Origin of the sequence: Rhodanobacter sp. Root480 (genome assembly GCF_001426645.1) — a bacterium.
In the GTDB taxonomy this organism is placed as follows: Bacteria; Pseudomonadota; Gammaproteobacteria; order Xanthomonadales; family Rhodanobacteraceae; genus Rhodanobacter; species Rhodanobacter ginsenosidimutans.
This window is the reverse complement of record NZ_LMEX01000001.1, coordinates 492,641-516,067: the sequence shown is the minus strand read 5'-3', so window position 1 is coordinate 516,067 and position 23,427 is coordinate 492,641. Positions and strand designations below refer to the sequence as shown.

At 65.4% G+C, this 23,427-nt stretch carries 22 protein-coding genes; 12 read left to right on the top strand and 10 right to left on the bottom strand.

The genetic code is table 11. The annotated features are described in order from the left end of the window. The first annotated feature begins 177 nt into the window (after positions 1-177). On the top strand, positions 178-720 hold the full coding sequence (locus ASD22_RS02500) for a Smr/MutS family protein (RefSeq protein WP_056080824.1): 543 nt from the start codon (positions 178-180) through the stop codon (positions 718-720). 120 nt (positions 721-840) lie between these two features. Here the strand turns inward: ASD22_RS02500 and truD are convergent, their stop codons facing one another. The 8 genes from truD to ASD22_RS02460 form a co-directional block, all read right to left on the bottom strand. Further along, a complete protein-coding gene (truD, locus tag ASD22_RS02495; RefSeq protein ID WP_056078503.1) occupies positions 841-1,851 on the bottom strand; it encodes a tRNA pseudouridine(13) synthase TruD in 1,011 nt (336 codons plus the stop codon). Positions 1,852-1,890: 39 nt separating this feature from the next. After that, the gene (mgtE, locus tag ASD22_RS02490; protein ID WP_056078500.1) at positions 1,891-3,285 is read right to left on the bottom strand and encodes a magnesium transporter; all 1,395 of its coding nucleotides are present in this window, start codon (positions 3,283-3,285) and stop codon (positions 1,891-1,893) included. After that, positions 3,282-3,755: a 2-C-methyl-D-erythritol 2,4-cyclodiphosphate synthase gene (ispF, locus tag ASD22_RS02485; protein WP_056078498.1), complete on the bottom strand. Its 474-nt coding sequence runs from the start codon at positions 3,753-3,755 to the stop codon at positions 3,282-3,284. The genes mgtE and ispF overlap by 4 nt, the downstream gene beginning before the upstream one ends. 46 nt (positions 3,756-3,801) lie before the next feature. Continuing rightward, positions 3,802-4,497, bottom strand: coding sequence for a 2-C-methyl-D-erythritol 4-phosphate cytidylyltransferase (gene ispD / locus ASD22_RS02480; protein WP_056078495.1), 696 nt, complete (start codon positions 4,495-4,497; stop codon positions 3,802-3,804). After that, a complete protein-coding gene (ftsB, locus tag ASD22_RS02475; RefSeq protein WP_056078492.1) occupies positions 4,494-4,835 on the bottom strand; it encodes a cell division protein FtsB in 342 nt (113 codons plus the stop codon). Before ftsB ends, ispD begins: the two co-directional genes overlap by 4 nt. A gap of 18 nt (positions 4,836-4,853) precedes the next feature. Further along, complete coding sequence (gene eno / locus ASD22_RS02470) at positions 4,854-6,155, bottom strand: phosphopyruvate hydratase (protein WP_056078488.1); 1,302 nt, start codon at positions 6,153-6,155, stop codon at positions 4,854-4,856. 116 nt (positions 6,156-6,271) lie between these two features. Next, complete coding sequence (gene kdsA / locus ASD22_RS02465) at positions 6,272-7,105, bottom strand: 3-deoxy-8-phosphooctulonate synthase (protein ID WP_056078485.1); 834 nt, start codon at positions 7,103-7,105, stop codon at positions 6,272-6,274. Positions 7,106-7,139: 34 nt separating this feature from the next. Beyond that, on the bottom strand, positions 7,140-8,810 hold the full coding sequence (locus tag ASD22_RS02460; RefSeq protein ID WP_056078482.1) for a CTP synthase: 1,671 nt from the start codon (positions 8,808-8,810) through the stop codon (positions 7,140-7,142). A gap of 175 nt (positions 8,811-8,985) precedes the next feature. Here ASD22_RS02460 and ASD22_RS02455 point away from each other — a divergent pair, with 175 nt between their 5' ends. The 4 genes from ASD22_RS02455 to ASD22_RS02440 all read left to right on the top strand — a co-directional run bounded on the left by ASD22_RS02455 (position 8,986) and on the right by ASD22_RS02440 (position 14,772). Then, on the top strand, positions 8,986-10,788 hold the full coding sequence (locus ASD22_RS02455) for an aminopeptidase P family protein (protein ID WP_056078480.1): 1,803 nt from the start codon (positions 8,986-8,988) through the stop codon (positions 10,786-10,788). A 116-nt stretch (positions 10,789-10,904) separates the two neighbouring features. Continuing rightward, entirely contained in the window at positions 10,905-12,794 is a 1,890-nt protein-coding gene (parE, locus tag ASD22_RS02450; RefSeq protein WP_056078477.1) for a DNA topoisomerase IV subunit B, read from the top strand. Between the two features lie 149 nt (positions 12,795-12,943). Then, positions 12,944-14,014 carry a PLP-dependent cysteine synthase family protein gene (locus ASD22_RS02445; protein WP_056078474.1) on the top strand — a complete coding sequence of 357 codons (1,071 nt, stop codon included), beginning with the start codon at positions 12,944-12,946 and terminating at the stop codon, positions 14,012-14,014. 236 nt (positions 14,015-14,250) lie between these two features. Beyond that, a complete protein-coding gene (locus tag ASD22_RS02440) occupies positions 14,251-14,772 on the top strand; it encodes a 3-hydroxyanthranilate 3,4-dioxygenase (protein WP_056078472.1) in 522 nt (173 codons plus the stop codon). 83 nt (positions 14,773-14,855) lie between these two features. On the opposite strand, the gene ASD22_RS02435 is transcribed toward ASD22_RS02440, so the two are convergent. Then, entirely contained in the window at positions 14,856-15,413 is a 558-nt protein-coding gene (locus ASD22_RS02435; RefSeq protein WP_056080821.1) for an NUDIX hydrolase, read from the bottom strand. Between the two features lie 171 nt (positions 15,414-15,584). On the opposite strand from ASD22_RS02435, the gene ASD22_RS02430 reads away from it, so the two are divergent. Continuing rightward, a complete protein-coding gene (locus ASD22_RS02430) occupies positions 15,585-17,114 on the top strand; it encodes an amino acid permease (RefSeq protein ID WP_056078467.1) in 1,530 nt (509 codons plus the stop codon). An 89-nt stretch (positions 17,115-17,203) separates the two neighbouring features. Further along, positions 17,204-18,682: an amino acid permease gene (locus ASD22_RS02425; RefSeq protein ID WP_056078464.1), complete on the top strand. Its 1,479-nt coding sequence runs from the start codon at positions 17,204-17,206 to the stop codon at positions 18,680-18,682. Between the two features lie 384 nt (positions 18,683-19,066). Here the strand turns inward: ASD22_RS02425 and ASD22_RS02420 are convergent, their stop codons facing one another. Then, entirely contained in the window at positions 19,067-19,402 is a 336-nt protein-coding gene (locus ASD22_RS02420) for a high-potential iron-sulfur protein (RefSeq protein WP_056078463.1), read from the bottom strand. Positions 19,403-19,564: 162 nt separating this feature from the next. Between ASD22_RS02420 and ASD22_RS02415 the strand changes: the two genes are divergently transcribed. The 5 genes from ASD22_RS02415 (at position 19,565) to ASD22_RS16560 (ending at position 23,426) form a co-directional block, all read left to right on the top strand. Beyond that, positions 19,565-20,212 (top strand): methylthioribulose 1-phosphate dehydratase, encoded by a 648-nt coding sequence (locus tag ASD22_RS02415; protein WP_056078460.1) that lies wholly within the window; start codon positions 19,565-19,567, stop codon positions 20,210-20,212. After that, the gene (locus tag ASD22_RS02410) at positions 20,209-20,766 is read left to right on the top strand and encodes an acireductone dioxygenase (RefSeq protein ID WP_056078457.1); all 558 of its coding nucleotides are present in this window, start codon (positions 20,209-20,211) and stop codon (positions 20,764-20,766) included. The genes ASD22_RS02415 and ASD22_RS02410 overlap by 4 nt, the downstream gene beginning before the upstream one ends. Positions 20,767-20,833: 67 nt before the next feature. Beyond that, positions 20,834-21,520: an acireductone synthase gene (mtnC, locus tag ASD22_RS02405; protein WP_056080818.1), complete on the top strand. Its 687-nt coding sequence runs from the start codon at positions 20,834-20,836 to the stop codon at positions 21,518-21,520. Positions 21,521-21,540: 20 nt separating this feature from the next. After that, positions 21,541-22,545, top strand: coding sequence for a C13 family peptidase (locus ASD22_RS02400; RefSeq protein WP_056078454.1), 1,005 nt, complete (start codon positions 21,541-21,543; stop codon positions 22,543-22,545). 92 nt (positions 22,546-22,637) lie between these two features. After that, positions 22,638-23,426 (top strand): MliC family protein, encoded by a 789-nt coding sequence (locus tag ASD22_RS16560; protein WP_156458921.1) that lies wholly within the window; start codon positions 22,638-22,640, stop codon positions 23,424-23,426. The last annotated feature ends 1 nt before the right edge of the window (position 23,427 follow it).

The following is a 23,427-nucleotide window of genomic DNA, read 5'->3' as shown; positions in this document are numbered from 1 at the left end:
CGTTGAGCTGCAGCCGCCGAACCGGTGGGAGACGCGAGCCGGACAAGCTGCCAGGCCGCAAAATTTCCACCAGAAACGTTTATCCAGCGCCATGCGCTCCAAGCGTTCAAGTCTACCGTAGCGGGGCCTCGCATTCACATGGCGCCGGCCCGCGGCGCGACGCATTACCATGGCCGCATGAAACGCAAGCCTGCGCCGATCAGCGATGACGACAGCCGCCTGTTTCGCGAGGCGATCGGCGACACGCGACCGCTCGAAGCGGTGGCCGCGCCCCCGGCGGCGGCAAAGCCGGCACCCTACCCACGCATGTTCGAGGCCGACGAGGCGGCGGTGGCAGGCGATCTGCTGAAGCTCGATTTCGATCCAGCCGCCCTCGAAGTGGGCGAAGAACTGAGCTACCTGCGCGACGGCTATTCACCCAAGCTGCTGCGGCAACTCAAACGCGGCCAGTTCAGCGTGCAGGACCACATCGACCTGCACCAGATGAATGCCGCCGCAGCCCAGAGCAGCATCGTGGATTTTCTGGCCGAGGCGCGGCGGGAAGGCTGGCGCTGCGTGCGCATCGTGCACGGCAAGGGTTTGCGTTCGCGCGCAGCCGGCCCGGTATTGAAAGCGCTCACTGATCGTCTGCTGCGTCGACGGGACGACGTGATCGCCTTTGCCTCGGCGCGACCGGCGCTGGGCGGGACGGGCGCGGTGGTGGTTTTGCTTAAGCGGTAGACGGAAGCTGAAACCATCATCCGCAGCTCCTTTGCAGGAGCGGCTTCTGCGGGAGCGACTTCAGTCGCGATGCTCTTGCTGTGGAGCTCCAGAGCAGGAGCATCGCGACTGAAGTCGCTCCTACAACACAATGGCCAGTTCGCGCACCACAACGGTGGCGTAGGCGCCGGCGGGCAGCTCGAAAACCAGTTCCAGCGCTTCGTCATCCAACCAGCGCCATTTCAGATTCTGCGGCAACAATCGCAGCGGCCGGCGCTCCTGATCCATGCGCGCGGCCGTCAGGCCGTCGGCCAGATCCTGGTAGGCGGCACCGACTTCACGTTCCAGCGCGCCGGCTTCGTCCTGCGTCGGCGGTTCGCCCTGCCCCCACAGCGGGCCGGAGGGATGGATGTCGCCGCGGGCCAGGCGTTCGGCCAGCACGTCGGTAAAAGGCTCAGGCCCGAACCACGAGCGCGAGCCGGCCAGCGACCAGATCTCACCCGCCAGCGGCGTATCCCACGCCTGCCGTTCGACCCGCGCCGCCAGCACCTCGTTGAAGATCTGCGAACGCGCGGCGGACAGCAGGAACGAGCGCTTGCTGCGCTCGACCCGGCGTCCGGCAAACATCTGCCGCGCCTGCGCCAGATTGCCGCCTTCGCGCCCGAAGCGCTGCTCGCCGTAATAATTGGGCACGCCACGCACGGCGATCTGTTGCAACACCTGTTCCGCCGCATCGCGATCACCCTGCACCTCGCGCAACACCAGCACGAAGCGATTGCCGCGCAGGGCGCCGCGCTTGAGTTTGCGCGAATGCCGCGTCGCCGCCAGCACCTTCACCTCGGCATGCGGAAACGTCGACCAATCCGGATCGGGTTTGCCCGCCAGTTGCACGGAGAAGGTCTGGCGGGTGACCGCGTGGCGATCCTTCAGGCCCGCGTAGCCCACCGCGACCGGCGCCACTCCGGCAAACCGGGCCAGTTCGCGGGCCACCCAGTCGGTGTTGGCGCCGCGTTTCTCCACCCACAGCAGGACATGCTCGCCGGCGCCGTCGGCGTCATAGCCCAGGATTTCCTCCACCTGGAAATCCTCGGGGCTGGCACGCAGCCGCGCGGTCAAGGGTGGGGTGCCGCAGGCGTAAGGGAGTTCGGACATGAATATCCAGAGTGCGTGGTGCAGGCAGCGGGCGCTGCGTTACATCAGGAAAATCGAGGCCAGGCCGAGAAAGATGAAGAAGCCGCCGCTGTCGGTCATCGCGGTAATCAGCACGCTGGAACCCAGCGCCGGATCGCGTCCGAAGCGGGTCATCAGCACGGGAATGCCGACGCCCGCGAACGCGGCCAGCAACAGGTTCAACGTCATCGCGGCGGTCATCACCAGGCCCAGCGACAGGCTGTCGTAAAGCCACCACGCCACGACGCCGATCACGCCGCCCCAGATCAGTCCGTTCAGCAGCGACACGGTCAGTTCCTTGCGCCACAGGCGTTTGGCGCTTTCGGCGGTGATCTGGTTCAAGGCCAGCGCGCGCACGATCATGGTGATCGTCTGGTTGCCGGAGTTGCCGCCGATGCCGGCCACGATCGGCATCAGCGCGGCCAGCGCCACCAGCCGTTCGATCGAATTCTCGAACAGGCCGATCACGCGCGAGGCGATGAATGCGGTCACCAGGTTGATCGCCAGCCACGACCAGCGGTTGCGCAAGCTGGCCCACACCGAGGCGAAGATGTCCTCTTCCTCGCGCAGGCCGGCGCGACTCAACGCCTCGCTCTCGCCTTCCTCGCGGATCACGTCGACCATCGCGTCGATGGTGATGCGGCCGATCAGGTGGCCGTTGTCATCCACCACCGGCGCGGTCACCAGGTCGTAGCGTTCGAACGCCTGCGCCACTTCGTAGGCGTCGTTCTCCGGGTGGAAGGTGTTGACGTCGGGCGCCATCACCTCGCTCACCATCTTGTCGGGCGCGTTGACCAGCAGCCAGTGCAGCGGCAGCACGCCGGTGAGCAGGTTGTCCTGGTTGATCACGAACAGTTTGTCGGTTTGCGCCGGCAGCTCGTCCCAGCGGCGCAGGTAGCGCAACACCACTTCCAGGCTCACATCCTCACGGATGGTGACCATCTCGAAATCCATCAGCGCGCCGAGCTGGTCGTCCTCATAGGACAACGCCGACTGCACCTGCTCGCGCTGCTGCGCGTCCAGGCCCGCCATCAGCTCCGGCAGCATCGCCGTGGGCAGGTCTTCGACCAGGTCGGCCAGTTCGTCGGCGTCGAGGGTCTCGGCGGCGGCCAGGATCTCGTGGCGATCCATGTCCGCGATCAGCGATTCACGCACCGCGTCGGAGACTTCCAGCAGGATCTCGCCGTCGCGATCGGCCTTCACCAGTTGCCAGATCGCCAGGCGGTCATCCAGCGGCAGCGATTCGAGGATGAAGGCGATGTCCGCCGGATGCAGCTCGTCGAGCTGCTGGCGCAGATCCACCAGCACGTCCGCGGGCAAACGGCCGTCCGCCTCGTGCCGATGCAGCAGCTCAACGATGACGTCGAGCTGGTCGTGCAGCCGGCTGGCGGCGCTGCGGGCTTCTACCTCGGTCACGCGTGCTCCAGCAGGACGCACGCTTGCGCGGCAATCCCTTCGCCCCGGCCGCAGAAGCCGAGCTTTTCAGTGGTGGTGGCCTTGACGCTGATACGGCCGATGTCGCAGCCAAGGTCGGCGGCGAGGCATTCACGGATGGATGCCACGTGCGGGCCGACTTTCGGAGCTTCGCCGATCACGGTGACATCCGCGTTACCCAACGTGTAGCCCTGCCGTTTCATCAATTGCGCGGCATGGCGCAGGAACTGGCGGCTGTCGGCATCGCGCCAGCGCTCGTCGCGCGGCGAAAAGTGCGTACCGATGTCGCCCAGTGCCAGCGCGCCGAAAATCGCGTCACACAATGCATGGACCACCACGTCGCCGTCCGAATGCGCCACCAGCCCGCGCTCATGCGGCACGCGCACGCCGCCCAGCATGACGTGGTCGCCATCGCCAAATGCGTGCACGTCGAAACCCTGCCCGATCCTCATCGCGGCGTGCCGGGTGAAAGCGCGAAGTGCTCCATCGCGATTGCATTCATGTCACGGTCCTTGAAAGCAGGTACGCCGCCAGCGGAAAGTCCGCCGCGGTAGTGACCTTGATGTTGTCCTCGGCGCCTTCCACCAGCAATGGAGCGTAGCCCGCCAGCTCCATCGCCATCGCCTCGTCGCTGACGGCGCGGCCCTCTCTCGCCGCCGCCCGCAAAGCCGCCGCCAGTTGACCACGGCGGAACATTTGTGGCGTGAACGCGCGCCAGCGCTGGTCGCGCGGTTCCGTCTGCGCACTGCAACCGGCCGTGTCGGCGCGCTTCAACGTGTCGCGCAGCGGCGCACCCAGCAGGCCACCATCCTTCGCACATCCCCGCTCGATCAGCGCACTGATGTCGGCCAGGCGCACGCAGGGACGTGCCGCATCGTGCACCAGCACGAAATCGTCCTGCCCCACCGCGGGTGGCAACGCATCGATGCCGGCCAGTACCGAATCGCTGCGCTCGGCGCCACCCATGGCGGTCATCACTGGTTTGCCGTTGAGCTCGGTGATACCCGGCCAGTGCGCATCATCCGCGCCCAGCGTCACCAGCAGGCCGGCGATTTGCGGATGCGCGGCCAGACGCTCCAGCGTGTGTTCGATCAGCGGTCGACCGGCCAACGGCAGGTACTGCTTGGGGCAGCTGCCACCCACCCGCGTGCCGCGCCCGGCGGCCGGCACCACGCACCACAGCGGGCCGATCATTGCGCGCCCGCGGATGGCGCAGCGGGCGGCGGAGGCGGCAGCGAAACGCTGGCCGCCGTGGCCGGCCTCTCGTCCACCTGATAGAACGTCTCGCCAGGTTTGATCAGGCCCAACTCGTTGCGCGCACGCGCCTCGACCGCCTGCTCGCCATGCTTCAGATCGAGCACGTCGGCTGCCAGCGCCTGGTTGCGCTGGAGCAGCCGTGCGTTTTCGTCAGTCTGCTTCTTCAACGAAACACGCAAGGTGTCCACCTCGCGCAAGCCACCGCTGCCGGACCACAGTTTCAGCTGCAGCCCGACAAGCGTGACGATCAGGATCAGGGCAACCCAGCGCAGCATGGGATGTCGTGGCTCCCGTCAACCGGGCAGGCGCGTCAGGTTGGGGAACGCGTTGCGACCGGCATAGCGCGCGGCGCTGCCCAGGGCTTCCTCGATGCGCAGCAACTGGTTGTACTTGGCCACGCGATCGCTGCGGCACAGCGAACCGGTCTTGATCTGGGTGGCCGTGGTGGCCACCGCGATGTCGGCGATGGTGGTGTCCTCGGTTTCGCCGGAGCGGTGCGAGATCACGGCGGAGTACTTCGCCGCATCGGCCATCGCGATCGCTTCCAGGGTTTCGGACAGGGTACCGATCTGGTTTACCTTGATCAGGATCGAGTTGGCGATCTTCTTCTCGATGCCTTCCCGGAAAATCGTCGGATTGGTCACGAACAAGTCGTCGCCCACCACCTGCACGGAGTCGCCGATCCGGTCGGTCAGCAGCTTCCAGCCATCCCAGTCGCCTTCGGCCATGCCGTCCTCGATGGTGATGATCGGGTACTGCTTGGCCCAGCCGGCCAGCAGATCGACGAACTCGGCCGAGCTGTACTTCTTGCCTTCGCCGGCCAGGTCGTACTTGCCGTCCTTGTAGAACTCCGAGCTGGCCGCATCCAAGCCCAGCAGGATTTCGCTGCCCACCTTGTAGCCGGTCTTGTTGACCGCTTCGAGAATGGTGTCGAGCGCTTCGATGTTGGAGCGCAGGTTGGGTGCGAAGCCACCCTCGTCGCCGACGGCGGTGTTGAGGCCCTTGCCCTTCAGCACGCTCTTCAGCGCGTGGAAGATCTCGGCGCCGGCGCGCAGCGCCTCGGCGAAGCTGGGCAGGCCCACCGGCAGCACCATGAATTCCTGCACGTCGATGTTGTTGTCCGCGTGCTCGCCGCCGTTGATGATGTTCATCATCGGCACCGGCAGGGCACCGGGCTTGCCGTCCTTGGACAGGTACTTCCACAGCGGCTCGCCGCGCGATGCGGCCACCGCATGCGCCGCGGCCATCGAAACACCGAGCAGCGCGTTCGCACCCAGCTTGCCCTTGTTGGGCGTGCCGTCCAGTGCGATCAGCTTCGCATCCAGGCCCTTCTGGTCCGCCGCATCGAAACCCTTCAGCGTGTCGGCGATGCCGCCGTTGACGTTGGCCACCGCGTTCTTCACGCCCTTGCCGCCGTAGCGCGACTTGTCGCCATCGCGCAGCTCAACGGCCTCGCGCGAACCGGTCGAGGCGCCGCTGGGTACTGCGGCGCGACCGAAGGCGCCATCGGCGAGCGTTACTTCGGCTTCCAGCGTGGGGTTGCCACGCGAGTCGAGGATTTCACGGGCGTGGATGCGGGTGATCAGTGTGCTCATGTCAGTCCAGTTGGAGGGAAAATAGGAAGGTGGATACGTATTGCGTGTAGGAGCGCACCCTGTGCGCGATGCTTTTCGTTATTGAACGAAGAGCGATCGCGCACTTCGGTGCGCTCCTACACTGTCTGTTCCAGGAAACCGTGGCGCTTGGTGACGGCGTCGAGTTCCAGCAGGGTTTCCAGCAGCGCCTTCATCTTGTCCAGCGGCCATGCGTTGGGGCCATCGCTCAGCGCCTTGCTGGGGTCGGGGTGGGTCTCGGCAAACAGCCCGGCCACGCCCACCGCCACGGCGGCGCGCGCCAGCACCGGCACAAATTCGCGCTGACCGCCGGAGGTGGTGCCCTGCCCGCCCGGCAACTGCACCGAATGGGTGGCATCGAACACCACCGGGCAACCGGTGTCGCGCATCGCGCTGAGCGAGCGCATGTCGGAAACGAGGTTGTTGTAGCCGAAGCTGGCGCCGCGCTCGCAGACCATGATGTTGTCATTGCCGGCGGCCTTGGCCTTGGCCACCACGTGCTTCATGTCCCAGGGGGCCAGGAACTGGCCCTTCTTGATGTTCACCGGCTTGCCGGCGCGTGCCACCTTCTGGATGAAGTCGGTCTGCCGGCACAGGAAGGCCGGTGTCTGCAACACGTCGACCACCGAGGCCACTTCATCCATCGGGGTGTACTCGTGCACGTCGGTGAGCACCGGCACGCCGATCTGGCGCTTCACTTCGCCCAGGATGCGCAGGCCCTCTTCCAGTCCCGGCCCACGGAAGCTTTCGCCCGAGGAGCGGTTCGCCTTGTCGAAGCTGGATTTGAAGATGAAGTGGATGCCGAGCCCGCTGGTGATTTCCTTCAGCGTGCCGGCGGTGTCCAGCTGCAATTGCTCGGACTCCACCACACAGGGGCCGGCGATCAGGAACAGCGGCTGATCCAGCCCGATATCGAATCCGCAAAGCTTCATAGGACGTATTTCCCGATCAATAGGCAAGACCGCGTCATGCGCTGGCCTGCACGGCCAGCGGCTCGCCCTCGCGCACGGCCTTGTATTCGGCGGCCGCGCGGACGAAATCGCTGAACAGCGGATGGCCGTCGCGCGGTGTGGAGGTGAATTCCGGGTGCGCCTGGCAAGCCAGGAACCACGGATGCTTCTGCGGCGGCAATTCCACCACTTCCACCAGCAGGTCATCCATCGACTTGCCGGAAATCACCAGGCCCTGATCCTCGAACGACTGGCGATAGCGGTTGTTGAATTCGTAGCGATGGCGATGGCGCTCGCGCACCACCTCCTGGCCATAGAGCTGGCGCGCCAGCGTGCCCGCCTTGAGCCGGCATTCCTGCGCGCCCAGGCGCATGGTGCCGCCCAGGTCGGAGCGGTCGCTGCGCTGCTCGACTTCGCCGCTGGCGGTGGTCCATTCGGTGATCAGGCCGATCACCGGGTTGGCGGTGTTGCGGTCGTTCTCGCTGGAGTCGGCGTCGGCCAGGCCCGCCACGTTGCGGGCGAAATCCACCACCGCCGCGTGCATGCCGTAGCAGATGCCGAAGTACGGCACGCGGTTTTCACGCGCGTATTTGGCCGTCAACACCTTGCCTTCAAAGCCGCGCTTGCCGAAGCCGCCGGGCACCAGGATCGCGTCGACCCTGCCCAGCACTTCGGCGGCGCCCTCGGCTTCGATCTGCTCGGAGTCGATCCAGTCCAGGTTCACCCGCGTCTGCTGGCGGATGCCACCATGACGCAGCGCTTCGGCCAGTGACTTGTACGCGTCCTTGTGCTCCACGTACTTGCCCACAATGGCGATGGTGACCTCGTTTTTCGGGTGCTCCACGGCGTCGACCGTGCGTTGCCAACTGGACAGGTCCGCCGGGTCGGCATCCAGGCCGAGCCGCTTCACCACGATGTCGTCCAGCCCCTGGCTGTTCAGCCACAGCGGCATCTTGTAGATCACGTCGACATCCGGCGCGCTGATCACGGCGGACTCGGGCACGTTGGTGAACAGCGCGATCTTGCGGCGCTCGGCCTCCGGCAGGGCGTCCTCGCAGCGGCACAGCAGGATGTCCGGCTGGATACCGATCGAGCGCAACTCCTTCACCGAATGCTGGGTCGGCTTGGTCTTGATCTCGCCGGCCGCCTTGATGAACGGCACCAGGGTGAGGTGCATGAACACCACTTTCTCCGGGCCCTGCTCCACGCGCAGCTGGCGAATGGCCTCAAGGAACGGCAACGACTCGATGTCGCCCACGGTGCCGCCGATCTCCACCAGCGCCACGTCGAAACCGCGCGTCGCCTCGTGGATGCAGTGCTTGATCTCGTCGGTGATGTGCGGGATCACCTGCACGGTGGCGCCCAGGTAATCGCCGCGACGCTCCTTGCGGATCACGCTTTCGTAGATTTTGCCGGTGGTGATGGAGTTCTTGCCGGTGAGGCGGGTACGCATGAAGCGCTCGTAGTGCCCCAGGTCAAGGTCGGTCTCGGCACCGTCGTCGGTCACATAGACCTCGCCGTGCTGAAACGGGCTCATCGTGCCCGGATCGACATTGATATAGGGGTCGAGCTTCATCATGGTGACCGAGAGCCCGCGAGCCTCAAGAATGGACGCGAGTGACGCCGCCGCGATGCCCTTGCCAAGCGAGGACACTACACCGCCGGTGACGAAGATCAGGGGGGTCATGAAATTCAGCCGTGCTGGAAATCGGCATTTTAGCGGCATCGGCGTCCAGCCGCGAGGGATCAACGCAAATTACTGGCGAAAGATTCAGCTGGCACCGAAAAATGCCGCGCCATGGTGCGTGCGGCATGCGGCAAATCAGCCCAAAGCAACATGGGTCGGCTGCTAACATTGATGGATGAACCCACCTGTCCCGACCCGCCTGGCCGCCTTGCGCACCGCCATGCAGCAACGCGGCATTGCCGCCGTGCTCGTCCCCAGCGCCGACCCGCACCTGTCCGAATATCTGCCCGCGCATTGGCAGGCGCGCACCTGGCTTTCCGGCTTCGATGGCTCGGCCGGCACCCTCGTGGTCACCGCGACCAAAGCGGGGCTGTGGACGGATTCACGCTATTTCTCGCAGGCCGAGCAGCAACTGGCTGGCAGTGGCATCGCCTTGATGAAAGAACGCGTGGCGGACGTGCCCGACCACCTCTCTTGGCTGCAGCAGCAATTGCAGCGTGGCGACGTGCTGGCGGTGGCCGGCGACAGCCTTTCCGTCAATAGCCAGCGCCAGATCGAGCGCAAGCTGGCCGTCGGCGGCGCCACCGTACGCATCGACCTGGATCTACCGGGCCTCATCTGGCCCGACCGCCCCGCCCTGCCGCAGGCGCCGGTGTTCGCCCATGATCCCGCTTACGCCTGCGTGCCGCGCACCGACAAGCTGGCGCGGCTGCGCGAGGCGATACGCGCGCAGGGCGCCAGCCACCACCTGCTTTCCAGCCTGGACGACATCGCCTGGCTGACCAACCTGCGCGGCAGCGATGTCGAGTGCAATCCGGTGTTCCTGGCGCACCTGCTGGTCGCGGCCGAAGGTCGCGTCGTGCTGTTCGTCGATCGGGCCAAGCTCCACGATGCGCTGGTTGCCGAACTGGCCGCCGACGGCATCGATGTCGCCCCTTACGCAACCATCACCCATGCCTTGGGCGACTTGGCGGCCGACGACAAACTGCTGCTGGACAGCGGCCGCGTGGTCAGCGCCATCGCCGCCGCGATCCCGGCGCATGCGGCACGCATCGAGGCGGCCAACCCCAGCACGGCGTTCAAGGCCATCAAGACCGCGACCGAGCTGGACCATATCCGCGAGGTGATGCGCCATGACGGCGTGGCGCTGGTTCGCGCGTTTCGCGAACTGGAGGAGCGGCTGGCCGCTGGCGAATCGCTCACCGAACTGGACGTCGACACGCTGCTGCACCGGCAGCGTTCGGCGCAACCGGGCTGGATCGGCGAAAGCTTCGCCACCATCGCCGGCTACCTGGCCAACGGCGCGTTACCGCATTACCGCGCCACGCCCGAAGCGCACAGCAAGCTGCAGGCGAAGGGTCTGCTGCTGGTCGACTCGGGTGGCCAATACCTGGGCGGCACCACCGACATCACCCGCGTACTGGCGCTGGGCGAGACCACAGCCGAACAACGACGCGATGCCACCCTGGTGATGAAGGGCATGATCGCGCTGTCGCGCGCCCGCTTCCCCAAGGGCGCCAGCGGCCCGCAACTGGATGCGCTGGCACGCGCGCCGCTGTGGGCCAGCGGCATGGATTACGGCCACGGCACCGGCCACGGCGTGGGCTATTTCCTCAACGTGCACGAAGGCCCGCACGGCATCCGGCCACCCTCGGTCGGTGGCGCTCTGGTGCCGCTGGAGCCGGGCATGATCAGCTCGATCGAACCGGGCCTGTACAAGCCCGGTCGCCACGGCATCCGCCACGAAAACCTGGCGGTGGTAATCGCCGCCGACCAGACCGAGTTCGGCGAATTCCTGGCGTTCGAGACCTTGACGCTGTGCCCCTTCGACCGCCACGCACTGGAACCGGCCCTGCTCAGTCCCGATGAACGCGCGTGGCTGGACGATTACCACGCCACCGTGCGCGCCGCCCTGAGTCCGCTGCTGGATGGCTCCGACCTGGCCTGGCTCCATCAACATTGCGAGCCGTTGGGGTGAAATCCTGAAATGAGTGGCGAACGGCGGGAGGTGGCGACACACACTCCCGCTCCCGCCCTTGACCCGCCCGCCCCTGCCGCCCATCCTGCCCCGTTACCTTTCACAGTCATCGCCCCATGAGCAATCGTTACGACGCCGCCGATATTGAAGTCCTCTCCGGCCTGGATCCGGTCAAGCGCCGGCCCGGCATGTACACCGACACCAGCCGACCCAACCACCTGGTGCAGGAAGTGGTGGACAACTCGGTGGACGAGGCGCTGGCCGGCCACGCCAGCCATATCGAGGTGACCCTGCACGCCGACGGCTCGGTGGAAGTGAGCGATGACGGCCGCGGCATGCCGGTGGATATCCATCCTGACGAAGGCATTCCCGGCGTCGAGCTGATCCTCACCCGGTTGCACGCGGGCGGCAAGTTCTCCGGCGACAACTACAGCTTCTCCGGCGGCCTGCATGGCGTGGGCGTGTCGGTGGTGAACGCGCTGTCCACGCGGGTGGAGGTCACCATCCGCCGCGACGGCAACGAGCAGCGCATGGCGTTCGAGAATGGCGACCGCGCCAGCGAACTGGAACTGCTGGGCACGGTGCCGAAAAAGCGCACCGGCACCACGCTGCGCTTCTGGGCCGACCCCAAATACTTCGACTCGCCGAAGATCTCGCTGCCCAAGCTGAAACACCTGCTGCGCGCCAAGGCCGTGTTGTGCGCCGGGCTCAACGTAAAGCTCACCGATGCAGCCAGCGGCGAAGTCATCGAGTGGTTCTACGAAGATGGCCTGCGCGATTACCTCAGCAGCGAGCTCGATGGCGCCGAAGCGATGCCGGCGGAGTTGTTCGTGCATCACGTGGCGCGCAACACCGAAGGCCTGGACGTGGCGTTGGCGTGGCTGCCCGAAGGCGAGCTGGTGCAGGAGAGCTACGTCAACCTGATCCCCACTGCCCAGGGCGGCACCCACGTCAATGGCCTGCGCAGCGGCCTCACCGTGGCCATCCGCGAGTTCTGCGACATCCGCAACCTGCTGCCGCGCGGTGTGAAGCTGGCGCCGGAAGATGTGTGGGAACGGCTGTCCTTCGTGCTGTCGGCACGGCTGCAGGACCCGCAGTTTGCCGGCCAGACCAAGGAGCGGCTGTCCTCGCGTCAGGCCGCCGGCATGGTCGAGAACATCATCCACGACGCCTTCAGCATCTGGCTCAACCAGCATACCGAGGTGGGCGAACGCATCGCCCACCTGGCGATCGAACGGGCCAGCGCCCGCCTGAAAGCCTCCAAGCAGGTGGTGCGCAAGAAGATCACCCAGGGCCCCGCCCTGCCCGGCAAGCTGGCCGACTGCACCGCCACCGACCTCAGCCGCACCGAACTGTTCCTGGTCGAGGGCGATTCGGCCGGCGGCAGCGCCAAGCAGGCGCGCGACAAGGAGTTCCAGGCGATCCTGCCGCTGCGCGGCAAGATCCTCAACACCTGGGAAGTGGAATCCACCCAGGTGCTGGCGTCGGAGGAAGTACACAACCTCGCCGTGGCCATCGGCTGTGATCCGGGCAAGGACGATCTGAGCGGCCTGCGCTATGGCAAGGTGATCATCCTGGCCGACGCCGATTCCGACGGCCTGCACATCGCCACGCTGCTGTCGGCACTGTTCCTCAAGCACTTCCCCAAGCTGGTCAGCGAAGGCCACGTATTCGTGGCGATGCCGCCGCTGTTCCGCGTCGACGTGGGCAAGCAGGTGTTCTATTGCCTGGACGAGGGCGAGAAGGCGGCGATGCTGCAGCGGATCGAGCGCGAGAAGATGAAGGGCGCCGTCAGCACCACCCGCTTCAAGGGTCTGGGCGAAATGAACCCGCCGCAATTGCGCGAGTCCACCATCCACCCCGACACCCGCCGGCTGGTGCAGCTGACCACCGGCGAGGAAGACGGCACCGCCCGCGTGATGGATCTGCTGCTGGCGAAGAAGCGCGCCAGCGATCGCAAGGCGTGGCTGGAAGAAAAAGGCGACCTGGCGACGCTTGAGGTTTGACCGGCGTCAGGTTGCCCTTCGACTTCGCTGCGCTACGCTCAGGGAGAACGGCCTGGGGATGACGCATATCTCGAGCCGTTCTTCCTGAGCGCAGCGAAGTCCAAAGGCCGCGCCGCCAAGACACAACACGAACCGCAGGCCATCGCACCATGCCCAGCTGGACCCGCCGCTCCATCGAGATCCTCGCCGCCGAGGCGGCACGTTCGGCCGACACGCACCTGATCCGGCTGGATCTGCCCGCGTTTCCCGGCATTCCGCTGTATTTGAAGGATGAATCGGCGCATCCCACCGGCAGCCTGAAGCACCGGCTGGCGCGCTCGCTGTTCCTGTACGCAATCTGCAATGGCTGGCTGCATGAAGACCAGCCGGTGATCGAAGCCTCCAGCGGCAGCACCGCGATCTCCGAAGCCTACTTCGCGCGCCTGCTCGGCCTGCCCTTCATCGCCGCGATGCCACGGCGCACCTCGTGCGACAAGATCGCCCAGATCGAGCACTTCGGCGGGCGCAGCCACCTCATCGACGGCACCGACGTCTACGGTGCCGCCGAGCAACTGGCGCGCGAGTCCGACGGCTTCTACATGGACCAGTTCACCTTCGCCGAGCGCGCCACCGACTGGCGCGGCAACAACAACATCGCCGAGTCGATCTTCCGGCAGATGGAGCGCGAATTCGATCCGGTGCCGCGCTGGATCGTGGTTTCCGCCGGCACCGGCGGCACCTCGGCCACCATCGGCCGCTACATCCGCTACGGTGCCGCCCGCAGCGACGGCACCCAGCTGGCGGTGGTGGACCCGGAAAACTCCGTGTTCATGGATTACTTCAACAGCGGCGACGCCTCGCTGCGGCTGGATTGCGGCTCGCGCATCGAAGGCATCGGCCGGCCGCGGGTGGAGCCATCGTTCATCCGTGGCGTGATCGACCGCATGATTCGCGTGCCCGACAATTCCAGCATGGCAGCGTTGCGCGTGCTGGAGCGGTTGATGGGTCGCCGCTGCGGCGGTTCCACCGGAACCAACCTGGTCGGCGCCCTGCAACTGATGTGCGAGCTGCGCGCCAGCGGTGAAAAGGGGCCGGTGGTGACGCTGATCTGCGACGGCGGCGAGCGTTATCGCAAGACGTATTACAACGACGACTGGCTCGCCAGCGAAGGCTTCGACGTGGCCGGTGAGCAGGCACGGCTGGAGCAGGTCATTCAAAGCGGGCGCTGGCTAGACGCGTGATACCTGGCCGACGCACGTGTCTTTGACCCGCCATCGGATTTACCTAAAAAGATCCGTTCATCCTGAGCGTAGGCCAAAGGCCGGAGTCGAAGGACATGCCGCCTGGACCTCCCCAGCCGAGCGTCGCTTCGACTCCGCCCGCTGCGCGGACTACGCTCAGCGCGAACGGCCTGGGAGCCGGATGGCCATCAGGCAAGTGGCATTCGGCGCTGACCTCATTCTTCGGGAAACTTCGCATGGCCCTGCTACCACCACTCAACCTGCAACGCTGGATCGACGACAACCGCCACCTGCTGAAACCGCCGGTGGGCAACAAATGCATCGTCGATGGTGATTTCATCATCATGATCGTGGCCGGCCCCAACGCACGCACCGACTACCACTACGACGAAGGCCCGGAGTTCTTCCATCAACTGGAAGGCGAGATGATCCTGAAGGTTCAGGACGACGGCCAACCGCGCGACATACCGATCCGCGCCGGCGAAGTCTTCTACCTGCCGCCGCGCGTACCCCATTCACCGCAGCGGTTGCCCGGATCGATCGGCCTGGTGATCGAGCGGCGGCGCCTGGCCGGCGAAAAGGACGGCCTGCTGTGGTTCTGCGAGCGCTGCAACCACACCTTGTTCGAGGAGTACTTCGTGCTCGACAGCATCGAGCATGATTTCCCGCCGGTGTTCGACCGCTTCTACGGCTCGGTCGAGGCGCGCACATGTACTGCTTGCGGACACCTCAATCCGGCGCCGGCGAAGTATTCGTAGACCGATATGTGGGAGCGACTTCAGTCGCGATGCTTCTTCTTTGAGGCTCATGGAATTCAAGAGCATCGCGACTGAAGTCGCTCCTACGGGCTTTCTTGTCGCGCCAGCCATTTGCGCGCCATGCGGCGCAGCGATGTATCGAGGCTTTTGTCGGCAGCCACCTCCACCACCGGCCGCCATGCCAGCGCGCGTGATTCGCTGTTGACCACGAAGCGTTCGTCGCCCCCGGCCCGCACCACGTAGCGAACGTCGTAGTGCCAATGCTCCGGCTCGGCTCCGCGCAGTGGAATGCGATGACGGTCGATATCGAAGATGTCGCCTTCGACGCGCAAACCCGGCACGCCGGTTTCCTCCTGCGCCTCACGTAACGCCACCCCCGCCAGGTCGGAATCGCCATCGGCATGGCCGCCGGGCTGCAGCCAGCGATCGAGTTTGCGGTGATGCATCAGCAATACCCGTTCGCCGTCGCCGCTGACCAGCCATGCCGAGCCGGTGAAGTGCGCCACGGCGTGGCTCCGCTGGAAGATATCGGGGTGGCTTTGCAGGAAATTCTCGAATTGCGCGACGGTTTTTTCCTCCCCCTGCCATAAGTCACGGTAGCGACGCAGCGACTCGATCAGAAAGTTTTGTGGTGCCTGCATCGTCATCCGTCCGGTTCATGAAAGTGCGCTGCAGCAAGCCTTCGCAGGGCCTGAATCCAGCTTGTACAACCCCCAACGCTCGGCTATGTTGGCCCACTATTCGCATCTCCGCACCCGCGTCGCGCACTGCTGCAGCGCACTAGCGGACGCACTCATGCCAAGGGGCGTTTGATGATCAAAAATCTTTTTGCCACCCATCCCATCAAGGCCATGCCCCATGTGGACGCGGGCGAGCCGGTGGAGGGTAGCGCCGAAGGCGAGGTCACACTCAAACGCGTCCTGACGGCGCGACACCTGGTGATGCTCGGCGTGGGTGCCGTCATCGGCGCGGGCATCTTCGCCATCACCGGCACGGCGGCGGCGCAGTTCGCCGGCCCCGCGCTGATCCTCAGCTTCCTGATCGCCGCCGTGGCCTGCGGCTTGGCCGGCATGTGCTACGCGGAGTTCGCCGCGATGCTGCCGGTTTCCGGCAGCGCCTACTCCTATTCCTACGCCACCCTGGGCGAAGTGGTCGCCTGGTTCGTCGGCTGGGCGCTGGTGCTGGAATACCTGTTCGCGGCATCCACCGTGGCCGTGGCGTGGTCGGGCTACTTCGGCGAACTGCTGCGCATGCTCAGCACGATGACCGGCCTGAATTTCACCTTGCCGGCGGCGCTGTCCTCGGCCCCACTCACGTTTGCCGAAGGCGGCCACGCGCTGGTCACCACCGGCGCGCTGATCAATCTGCCGGCCATCATCATCGTGGGCGCGATCAGCTGGCTTTGCTACATGGGCATCACGCAGTCGGCGACGGTCAACGCAATCATCGTGGCGATCAAGGTGTCGGTGATCCTGCTGTTCCTGATCGTGATGTTCAACTACATCAACCCCGATCTGTGGCATCCGTTCATCCCCGAGAACGAGGGCGGCTCCAAGTTCGGCTGGAGCGGCATCTACCGCGGCGCCACGCTGGTGTTCTTCGCCTATATCGGTTTCGACGCGGTCTCCACCGCCGCCGGCGAGGCGAAGAACCCGCAGCGCGACATGCCGATCGGCATCCTCGGCTCGCTGCTGCTGTGCACCGTGCTGTACGTGGCGATGGCCGCGGTGATGACCGGCACCACGCCGTTCCGCATGCTCAACACGCCCGAACCGGTTGCCACCGCGATCAACTATGTACTCGGCACCGTGGCCGCCGGCAGCCCCTCCAGCTACATCCTGGGCGCGTTGAAGATCCTGGTGGTGTTCGCGGCGCTGGCCGGCCTGAGCTCGGTGATCCTGGTGATGCTGATGGGCCAGCCGCGCATCTTCTATTCGATGTCGCGCGACGGTTTGCTGCCGCAGGCGCTGGGCCGTCTGCACACAAAACACCGCACCCCGTACGTGGGCACGATCATGGTGGGCGTGATCGCCAGCATCCTGGCCGGCCTGTTCCCGGTAGATGTGCTGGGTGACCTGGTGTCGATGGGTACCTTGCTGGCGTTCGCCACCGTCTGCATCGGCGTGCTGGTGCTGCGCCGCACGCGGCCGGAGCTGCCGCGCGCATTCCGCGTGCCGCTGCCGTGGCTGGTCTGCCCGCTGGGTGCGGTTGCTTGCCTGTTCCTGTTCTGGCAGGCGTTTGAAGTGCGCTGGCCGCTGCTGGTGAGCTGGATCGTGATCGGCTTCCTGATCTACGGCTTCTACGGCTACCGCCACAGCAAACTGCGCCAGGGCGCGCGCTGAGACGCGGCGGCCGGCACCACGCCGGCCGCTCACACACGACGTGTCGCGCACGCGGCGCAACAACCATCCGCTCCCGACGACAAGTTGCCATGCTCAAACAGTTGCTCGCCCGCAAGACCGATTTCAGCGATGCCGACGACGCCAACGGCCCCACCCTGCGCCGCACGCTGGGCCCGATGGGGTTGACGGCGCTGGGCATCGGCGCGGTGATCGGTGGCGGCATCTTCGTCATCACGGGCCAGGCGGCCGCCGATCACGCGGGCCCGGCGGTGATCCTGTCGTTCCTGCTGGCAGCCATCTGCAGCACGTTCACCGCGCTGTGCTACGCCGAATTCGCCACTCTGATCCCGGTTTCCGGCAGCGCCTATTCCTATGCGTACGCCACCCTGGGCGAATTGGTGGCGTGGTTCATCGGCTGGAACCTGGTGCTGGAATACGGCGTATCCGCCTCGGCGGTGGCGGTGAGCTGGACGGGTTATTTCCTGAGCCTGCTCGACCATATCGGCCACACCTTCAACATGGACTTGAGCCTGCCGGCCGCGCTGACCAACGCACCGCTGGCATTCACCGCCGATCATCAACTGATCGCCACCGGCGCGCTGTTCAACCTGCCCGCGGTGGTGCTGGTGCTGTTGCTGACCTGGCTCTGCTACGTCGGCATCCGCGAATCGAGCCTCGCCAACGCGGCCATGGTGGTATTGAAAGTCGGCCTGATCGCGCTGGTGATCGTGGTGGGCTGGCGCTATGTCGACCCGTCCAACTGGCACCCCTTCATCCCCGAATCGCAAGGCCACTACAAGTACGGCTGGGGCGGCGTTTTGCGCGGTGCGGCGATGGTGTTTTTCGCCTACATCGGCTTCGAGGCCACGTCGGTGGCGGCGCAGGAATCGCGCAACCCGCAGCGCGACCTGCCGATCGGCATCCTCGCTTCGCTGGCCATCTGCACGGTGCTGTATATCGCCATGGCCGCGGTGATGACCGGGCTCAGTTCCTACACGCTGCTGGGCACCAACGAGCCGGTGGTGACCGCATTGCAGGGGCATCCCGCGCTGGGCTGGCTGCGCTGGCTGGTGGAAGTGGGCGCGATGCTGGGGCTGGCATCGGTGGTGCTGGTGATGATCATCGCCCAACCGCGCATCTTCATGATCATGGGTCGCGACGGCATGCTGCCGAAGGTGTTCACGCGCATCCATCCGCGCTATCGCACGCCGCACCTGAACACGCTGATCACGGGCGCCGGCATCGCGTTGCTGGCAGCCATCTTCCCGCTGGACGTGCTGGGCGACCTGGTTTCGATGGGCACCCTGATCGCCTTCATGGCGGTCTGCGCCGGGGTGTGGATCCTGCGCAAAACACGGCCGGAACTGCCGCGCACGTTCCGGGTGCCGTGGGCGCCGCTGATCTGCTCCCTGGGCATCCTCAGCTGCGCCGCCCTGCTCGCCACCATGGCCTGGTACAACTGGGGGCTGATGGTGTTGTGGACGGTGATCGGACTGGTGATCTACTTCGCCTACGGGCGCCGGCACAGCCATCTGCATCAGCAGGAAATGGCACGCAACAGCGCCTAAAAGACGCAAATTTCGCCCAATTATGGCGCCTGCGCGCAGTTGGCACCGACCATTGCCAGATATCGGATGCAGCCTCAGAGATATGCTGCAAGTGTCTGTTTTAGAAGAATTTAACGAAATATTTTTCCGGAGAATTCCGCCCGAGATTGCCCCAACGGGCTCACGCGGGGGTATCATGGCGATCCGCGGGTTGATCACTTGGCAGTGGGCCCCGGATCGCCGCCCGGCACGTCAGGCAGGGTCAGCTCCTCAACCTGGCGTGTCGGGCAGCACTTTCTCTGGCTCCCCCCCCATTCCCTGTTTGCGATTGCGCTGCTACAAGCGCGCATGCAAAAGAGGCCGGCTCCTTCGAGCCGGCCTCTTTTTTTGAATGGAGCTATCCGATCAGGCTTTCTTCGGCGTATGCGAAACGCACCAGCCCTTCGCATTGACCGACTTGCCGGGGAACAACTGGCAAGGTCCACGGCCGGTGGTGTTGGTGGCCGTATAGAACTGGCAGTTGTGGCACACGTCGCCGGCCTTGTACTTCGGATTGGTCGACTTGGTCGCGTCCTCCACGTAATCCAGCGCCTTGGCGGTCGGATCAGTGGGGCTCACCGCTGGCAGATCGGCGGCGCGTGCGAAGCGCGGCAAGCCGCCCATGACCACGGCAGCCGCGGTGGTGCCCGCCGCGATTTTCAGGAAGTGGCGGCGCGATTCGATATCGTTTTCTTTCGACATGGCAGAGTCTCCGTCGAGGTGACCGGCGCACCCTGCACCGGATCGCGGAAGTGTCACGCCATTTACCTCAACGCTTCCTGACTTGCGCGAATGGCTCGCATTACGCCCTTGGCGCGAAAGGCCCCGTGGTATGATGCCGATTCATTTGGACGGCCAAACCGTATGACCCAGCAGCTGCCCGCCACGATGCCACAAAGCCTGTTCGACAGCCGCGCCGACGCCATCGCCGAGGCCGCGCGGCAACTGGCGGCGCTTGGCTGGACGCCGGCTACCAGCAGCAATTTCTCGATGCGGGTGGACGACGAACATGCGGCCATCACCATCTCCGGCCGCGACAAGGGCCACCTCGGCCGCGACGACATCATGCTGATCGACCTTCACGGCCACGCGGTGGGCACCACGGCCAGGCCCAGCGCCGAAACCGCGCTGCACACGCAGGTCTACCGGCGCTGGCCGGAAATGACCGCCGTGTTGCATACGCATTCGCGTACCCAGAGCGTGGCATCGCGGCTCTACGCCGCGCGCGGCGCCATCCAGCTTCAGGGCTGGGAATTGCAGAAAGCCATCAGCGGCTACACCAGCCACGACAGCGTGCTGGAAATCCCGGTGTTTCCCAACACCCAGCACATGCCGGATCTGGTAGCCCAGGTGGATGCCTGGCTGGATGCGGGCAAACCCTTGCACGCATACCTTATCGACGGCCACGGCATCTACACCTGGGGCCGCGACATGGCCGAGGCCCGCCGCCATCTCGAAGCGCTCGAGTTCCTGCTCGAATGCGAAATGGACCTGAGGAGATTGTCATCATGAGTCAGCTGCGCATTTTCGACGAGGCACAACCGCAATCCGCGCTGGCCGAGTACCGCGACCATGCCGCCATCGCCCGCGAGTTGGGCAAGGTGGGGGTGCGCTTCGAGCGCTGGGAGGCAAGCCAGCCGATCGAGCCCGGCGCCAGCCAGGATGAAGTGATCGCCGCCTATCGCAGCGACATCGATCGGCTGATGGCGGAAAAGGGTTACCAGAGTGTGGACGTGATCAGCCTCACACCCGACCATCCCGACCGCGCCACGCTGCGCCAGAAATTCCTCAGCGAGCACACCCACAGCGAGGATGAGGTACGCTTTTTCGTGGCCGGCGCGGGGCAGTTCACCCTGCACATCAACGACAAGGTCTACGACGTGCTGTGCGAAAAGGGCGACCTCATCGGCGTACCCGACGGCACCCCGCACTGGTTCGACATGAGCGAATCGCCGTACTTCGTGGCGATCCGCCTGTTCACCAACAAGGAAGGCTGGGTCGCCCAGTTCACCGGCACCGACCTGGCCACTCGATTCCCACGGATGACGCCGCTGCCGCTGCCGTGAACGCGCACGGTTACTCGCCACGGTGCCAGTCGTTTATGCTGGCCAGCCGTTCCCCGTGGTCAAGGTCATGATCGAAATCCGCGCCGTCGTCACCGATATCGAAGGCACCACCAGCGCCATCACCTTCGTGCGCGACGTGTTGTTTCCGTACGCACGCAAGCGCTTGCCGGCCTTTGTCGAAACCCATGCCGACCAGCCCGACGTGCAGCACTGGCTGCATGAGGCGGCGAAGGAAGCAGGTTTCATCGAAGCCAGCCGCCAGGAAGTGATCGAACTGCTGCTGCGCTGGATCGATGAGGACCGCAAGTCCACCGCGCTGAAGGCCTTGCAGGGCATGATCTGGAAGGCCGGCTACGAAGCCGGCGACTACGTTGCCCACATGTACCCCGAGGTCGCCGCCCGCCTGCGCCAATGGCGCGCCGACGGCCTGCGTCTTTATGTCTATTCGTCCGGCTCGGTACCCGCACAGCAGCTGTTTTTCCGGCATAGCGAAGCGGGCGATCTCACGCCGCTTTTCGCCGGCTATTTCGACACCGAAACCGGACCCAAGCGCGAGGCGGAATCCTATCGCCGCATCGCGGCGGCGATCGACGAGCAGCCGCAACACACGCTGTTCCTGTCCGACATCGTCGAGGAACTCGATGCCGCCCGGGAAGCGGGTTTCCAGACCGGCTGGCTGGTGCGCCCGCCACTGGAGGCGCCCGCCCAGCCCCACCACCCGGTCTTTGCCGATTTCGACGCGATCGCGCTCTGACGGTTAGCGGAAGGCTGACCATGCGCTCGCTGTTGATCGCCCTGCTCGCTTTCGTCGCCGGTGTCTGGCTGACCACGTGGTGGCAGCCGGCCACACTCGCAGTGACGGCGGCACATCCCCCTGGTGCAACACCAGCGGCTTCTGTCGTCGCGGCGCCGGTGGCGACGGAACCCGTTGCCGACGATCGCTGGCCCACTGGCGGCCCGTCACCCGAACAACTCATCTACGCGCAACCACAGCTGGTCCGCAACGCGCTGGCGCAACTGACGCCGCGCATCGACGGCAAGCCGAACCTCTACCTGGTGGCCTTTGCCGGCGACGCCAGCGAGGACGTCTTTCGCAACGAGGTCGAATACGCCGCCAAGTTGTTTCCCACCCGCTTCGGCGCCGCCACCCACACGCTGGTGCTGGAAAACAATCCCGCTTCCCTGAGCACCCGCCCGCTGGCCAGCTGGAGCAACCTCGAAGCGACGCTCGACGGACTTGCCCGCGTAATGCATCCAGACGACATCCTGATGCTTTACGTCACCAGCCACGGTAGCGAGGACCACTACCTGCTGGTCGACATGGATCCCGTACCGCTCGACCAGATCGGCGCGAATGACCTCGCCGGCATCCTGCACGAGCATGCCTTCCGCTGGAAAGTCGTGGTGATGAATGCCTGTTATTCGGGCGGATTCGTGCCACCGCTGCGTGGCGATGGCACCCTGGTCATCAGCGCCGCGCGCAGCGACCGCAGCTCGTTCGGCTGCGGCAGCGATTCGGACATCACCTATTTCGGCAAGGCCTGGCTGGTCGATGCGCTGAACCACACCGACAATTTCATCGATGCCTTCCAGCGCGCCAGCACGACCATCGCGGGCTGGGAAAATCGGGACAAGCTCACGCCATCCGAGCCGCAGATCGATGTCGGCAAGGGCATCACCGCGCAACTGGACCTGTGGCGCAAGGGCGTCGCGCCCGGAGCAGAGGTTCCGTTCGCACCAGCAACCGGGTCAACGGATTCGGCAAACATCGCGCACTGATCGAGTGCGCGCCTCCCGACCCGCCGCATGCTTCACCGGCCGCCACGACCACGCGTGCTAGCTTCAGCCGCTGATTTCACCGGAGTGTGCACATGAAAACGCAGCCTGCGGCATCAACGACGGTATTTCGCGCAGTGCTGGTTTTGCTGTCGCCGTGCACGATCGCGGCATGCTCCTCGCACGCACCGGTCGTCAACCCGACACCCGCCACCACCACCTGCCATGCCTCGCAACTGGGCTTCGGCGTCGACAGTCGCAACGGTCAGTTCAACGGCATGTCCCACTCCGGCACCATGCTGACCGTGCGCAATACGGGAAGCGCTGCGTGCACCCTCCCCGCACAACCGCAGCCCGTGTTGACCAACGCCGACAAGCGCCCCCTGGACATCATCACGCAGCCACCGACCGCGCCCGCACCGTCGCCAATCCGGCTGGCACCCGGCGCAGCCGTGGAAAGCGAGATGCGTTGGGTGTCCGGCAATGTCTACGAGGATGGGCATTGCGAATCCCCTGCCCTCATCGATCTGGCCATCGGCGGGAAAAAGGTTTCGACGGCCTTCACCGGCCACCTGTGCGGCGCCGGTGGCAAGCCCACCACCTATACGCTGACACCATTCCGCGCCGTGGCAGCGCCGGTGCTTTCCTATGCCTGCGACGACGGCCGCAAGGTACAGGCCAGCTACCCCGATACCGCCACCGCCGTGGTCACGCTCGACGGAAACACCCACCACCTGCATATCGCCATCTCGGCCGACGGCGCGCGTTACGTGGGCGATCATTGGCAATGGTGGACCAAGGGCATGCACGATGCGTGGCTCTCGCCGCTGCGCAACGGCGAAACCTATCCGTCAGCCAGTGGTGTGGCATGTCACGCGCCATGAT

Excerpts from the sequence above, each read along its gene's own strand:
- ASD22_RS02500 (WP_056080824.1), top strand. The coding sequence starts at position 178 with ATGAAACGCAAGCCTGCGCCGATCAGCGATGACGACAGCCGCCTGTTT.
- truD (WP_056078503.1), bottom strand. The coding sequence starts at position 1,851 with ATGTCCGAACTCCCTTACGCCTGCGGCACCCCACCCTTGACCGCGCGG.
- ispF (WP_056078498.1), bottom strand. The coding sequence starts at position 3,755 with ATGAGGATCGGGCAGGGTTTCGACGTGCACGCATTTGGCGATGGCGAC.
- ispD (WP_056078495.1), bottom strand. The coding sequence starts at position 4,497 with ATGATCGGCCCGCTGTGGTGCGTGGTGCCGGCCGCCGGGCGCGGCACG.
- ftsB (WP_056078492.1), bottom strand. The coding sequence starts at position 4,835 with ATGCTGCGCTGGGTTGCCCTGATCCTGATCGTCACGCTTGTCGGGCTG.
- eno (WP_056078488.1), bottom strand. The coding sequence starts at position 6,155 with ATGAGCACACTGATCACCCGCATCCACGCCCGTGAAATCCTCGACTCG.
- kdsA (WP_056078485.1), bottom strand. The coding sequence starts at position 7,105 with ATGAAGCTTTGCGGATTCGATATCGGGCTGGATCAGCCGCTGTTCCTG.
- ASD22_RS02460 (WP_056078482.1), bottom strand. The coding sequence starts at position 8,810 with ATGACCCCCCTGATCTTCGTCACCGGCGGTGTAGTGTCCTCGCTTGGC.
- ASD22_RS02455 (WP_056078480.1), top strand. The coding sequence starts at position 8,986 with ATGAACCCACCTGTCCCGACCCGCCTGGCCGCCTTGCGCACCGCCATG.
- parE (WP_056078477.1), top strand. The coding sequence starts at position 10,905 with ATGAGCAATCGTTACGACGCCGCCGATATTGAAGTCCTCTCCGGCCTG.
- ASD22_RS02445 (WP_056078474.1), top strand. The coding sequence starts at position 12,944 with ATGCCCAGCTGGACCCGCCGCTCCATCGAGATCCTCGCCGCCGAGGCG.
- ASD22_RS02440 (WP_056078472.1), top strand. The coding sequence starts at position 14,251 with ATGGCCCTGCTACCACCACTCAACCTGCAACGCTGGATCGACGACAAC.
- ASD22_RS02435 (WP_056080821.1), bottom strand. The coding sequence starts at position 15,413 with ATGCAGGCACCACAAAACTTTCTGATCGAGTCGCTGCGTCGCTACCGT.
- ASD22_RS02430 (WP_056078467.1), top strand. The coding sequence starts at position 15,585 with ATGATCAAAAATCTTTTTGCCACCCATCCCATCAAGGCCATGCCCCAT.
- ASD22_RS02425 (WP_056078464.1), top strand. The coding sequence starts at position 17,204 with ATGCTCAAACAGTTGCTCGCCCGCAAGACCGATTTCAGCGATGCCGAC.
- ASD22_RS02420 (WP_056078463.1), bottom strand. The coding sequence starts at position 19,402 with ATGTCGAAAGAAAACGATATCGAATCGCGCCGCCACTTCCTGAAAATC.
- ASD22_RS02415 (WP_056078460.1), top strand. The coding sequence starts at position 19,565 with ATGACCCAGCAGCTGCCCGCCACGATGCCACAAAGCCTGTTCGACAGC.
- ASD22_RS02410 (WP_056078457.1), top strand. The coding sequence starts at position 20,209 with ATGAGTCAGCTGCGCATTTTCGACGAGGCACAACCGCAATCCGCGCTG.
- mtnC (WP_056080818.1), top strand. The coding sequence starts at position 20,834 with ATGATCGAAATCCGCGCCGTCGTCACCGATATCGAAGGCACCACCAGC.
- ASD22_RS02400 (WP_056078454.1), top strand. The coding sequence starts at position 21,541 with ATGCGCTCGCTGTTGATCGCCCTGCTCGCTTTCGTCGCCGGTGTCTGG.
- ASD22_RS16560 (WP_156458921.1), top strand. The coding sequence starts at position 22,638 with ATGAAAACGCAGCCTGCGGCATCAACGACGGTATTTCGCGCAGTGCTG.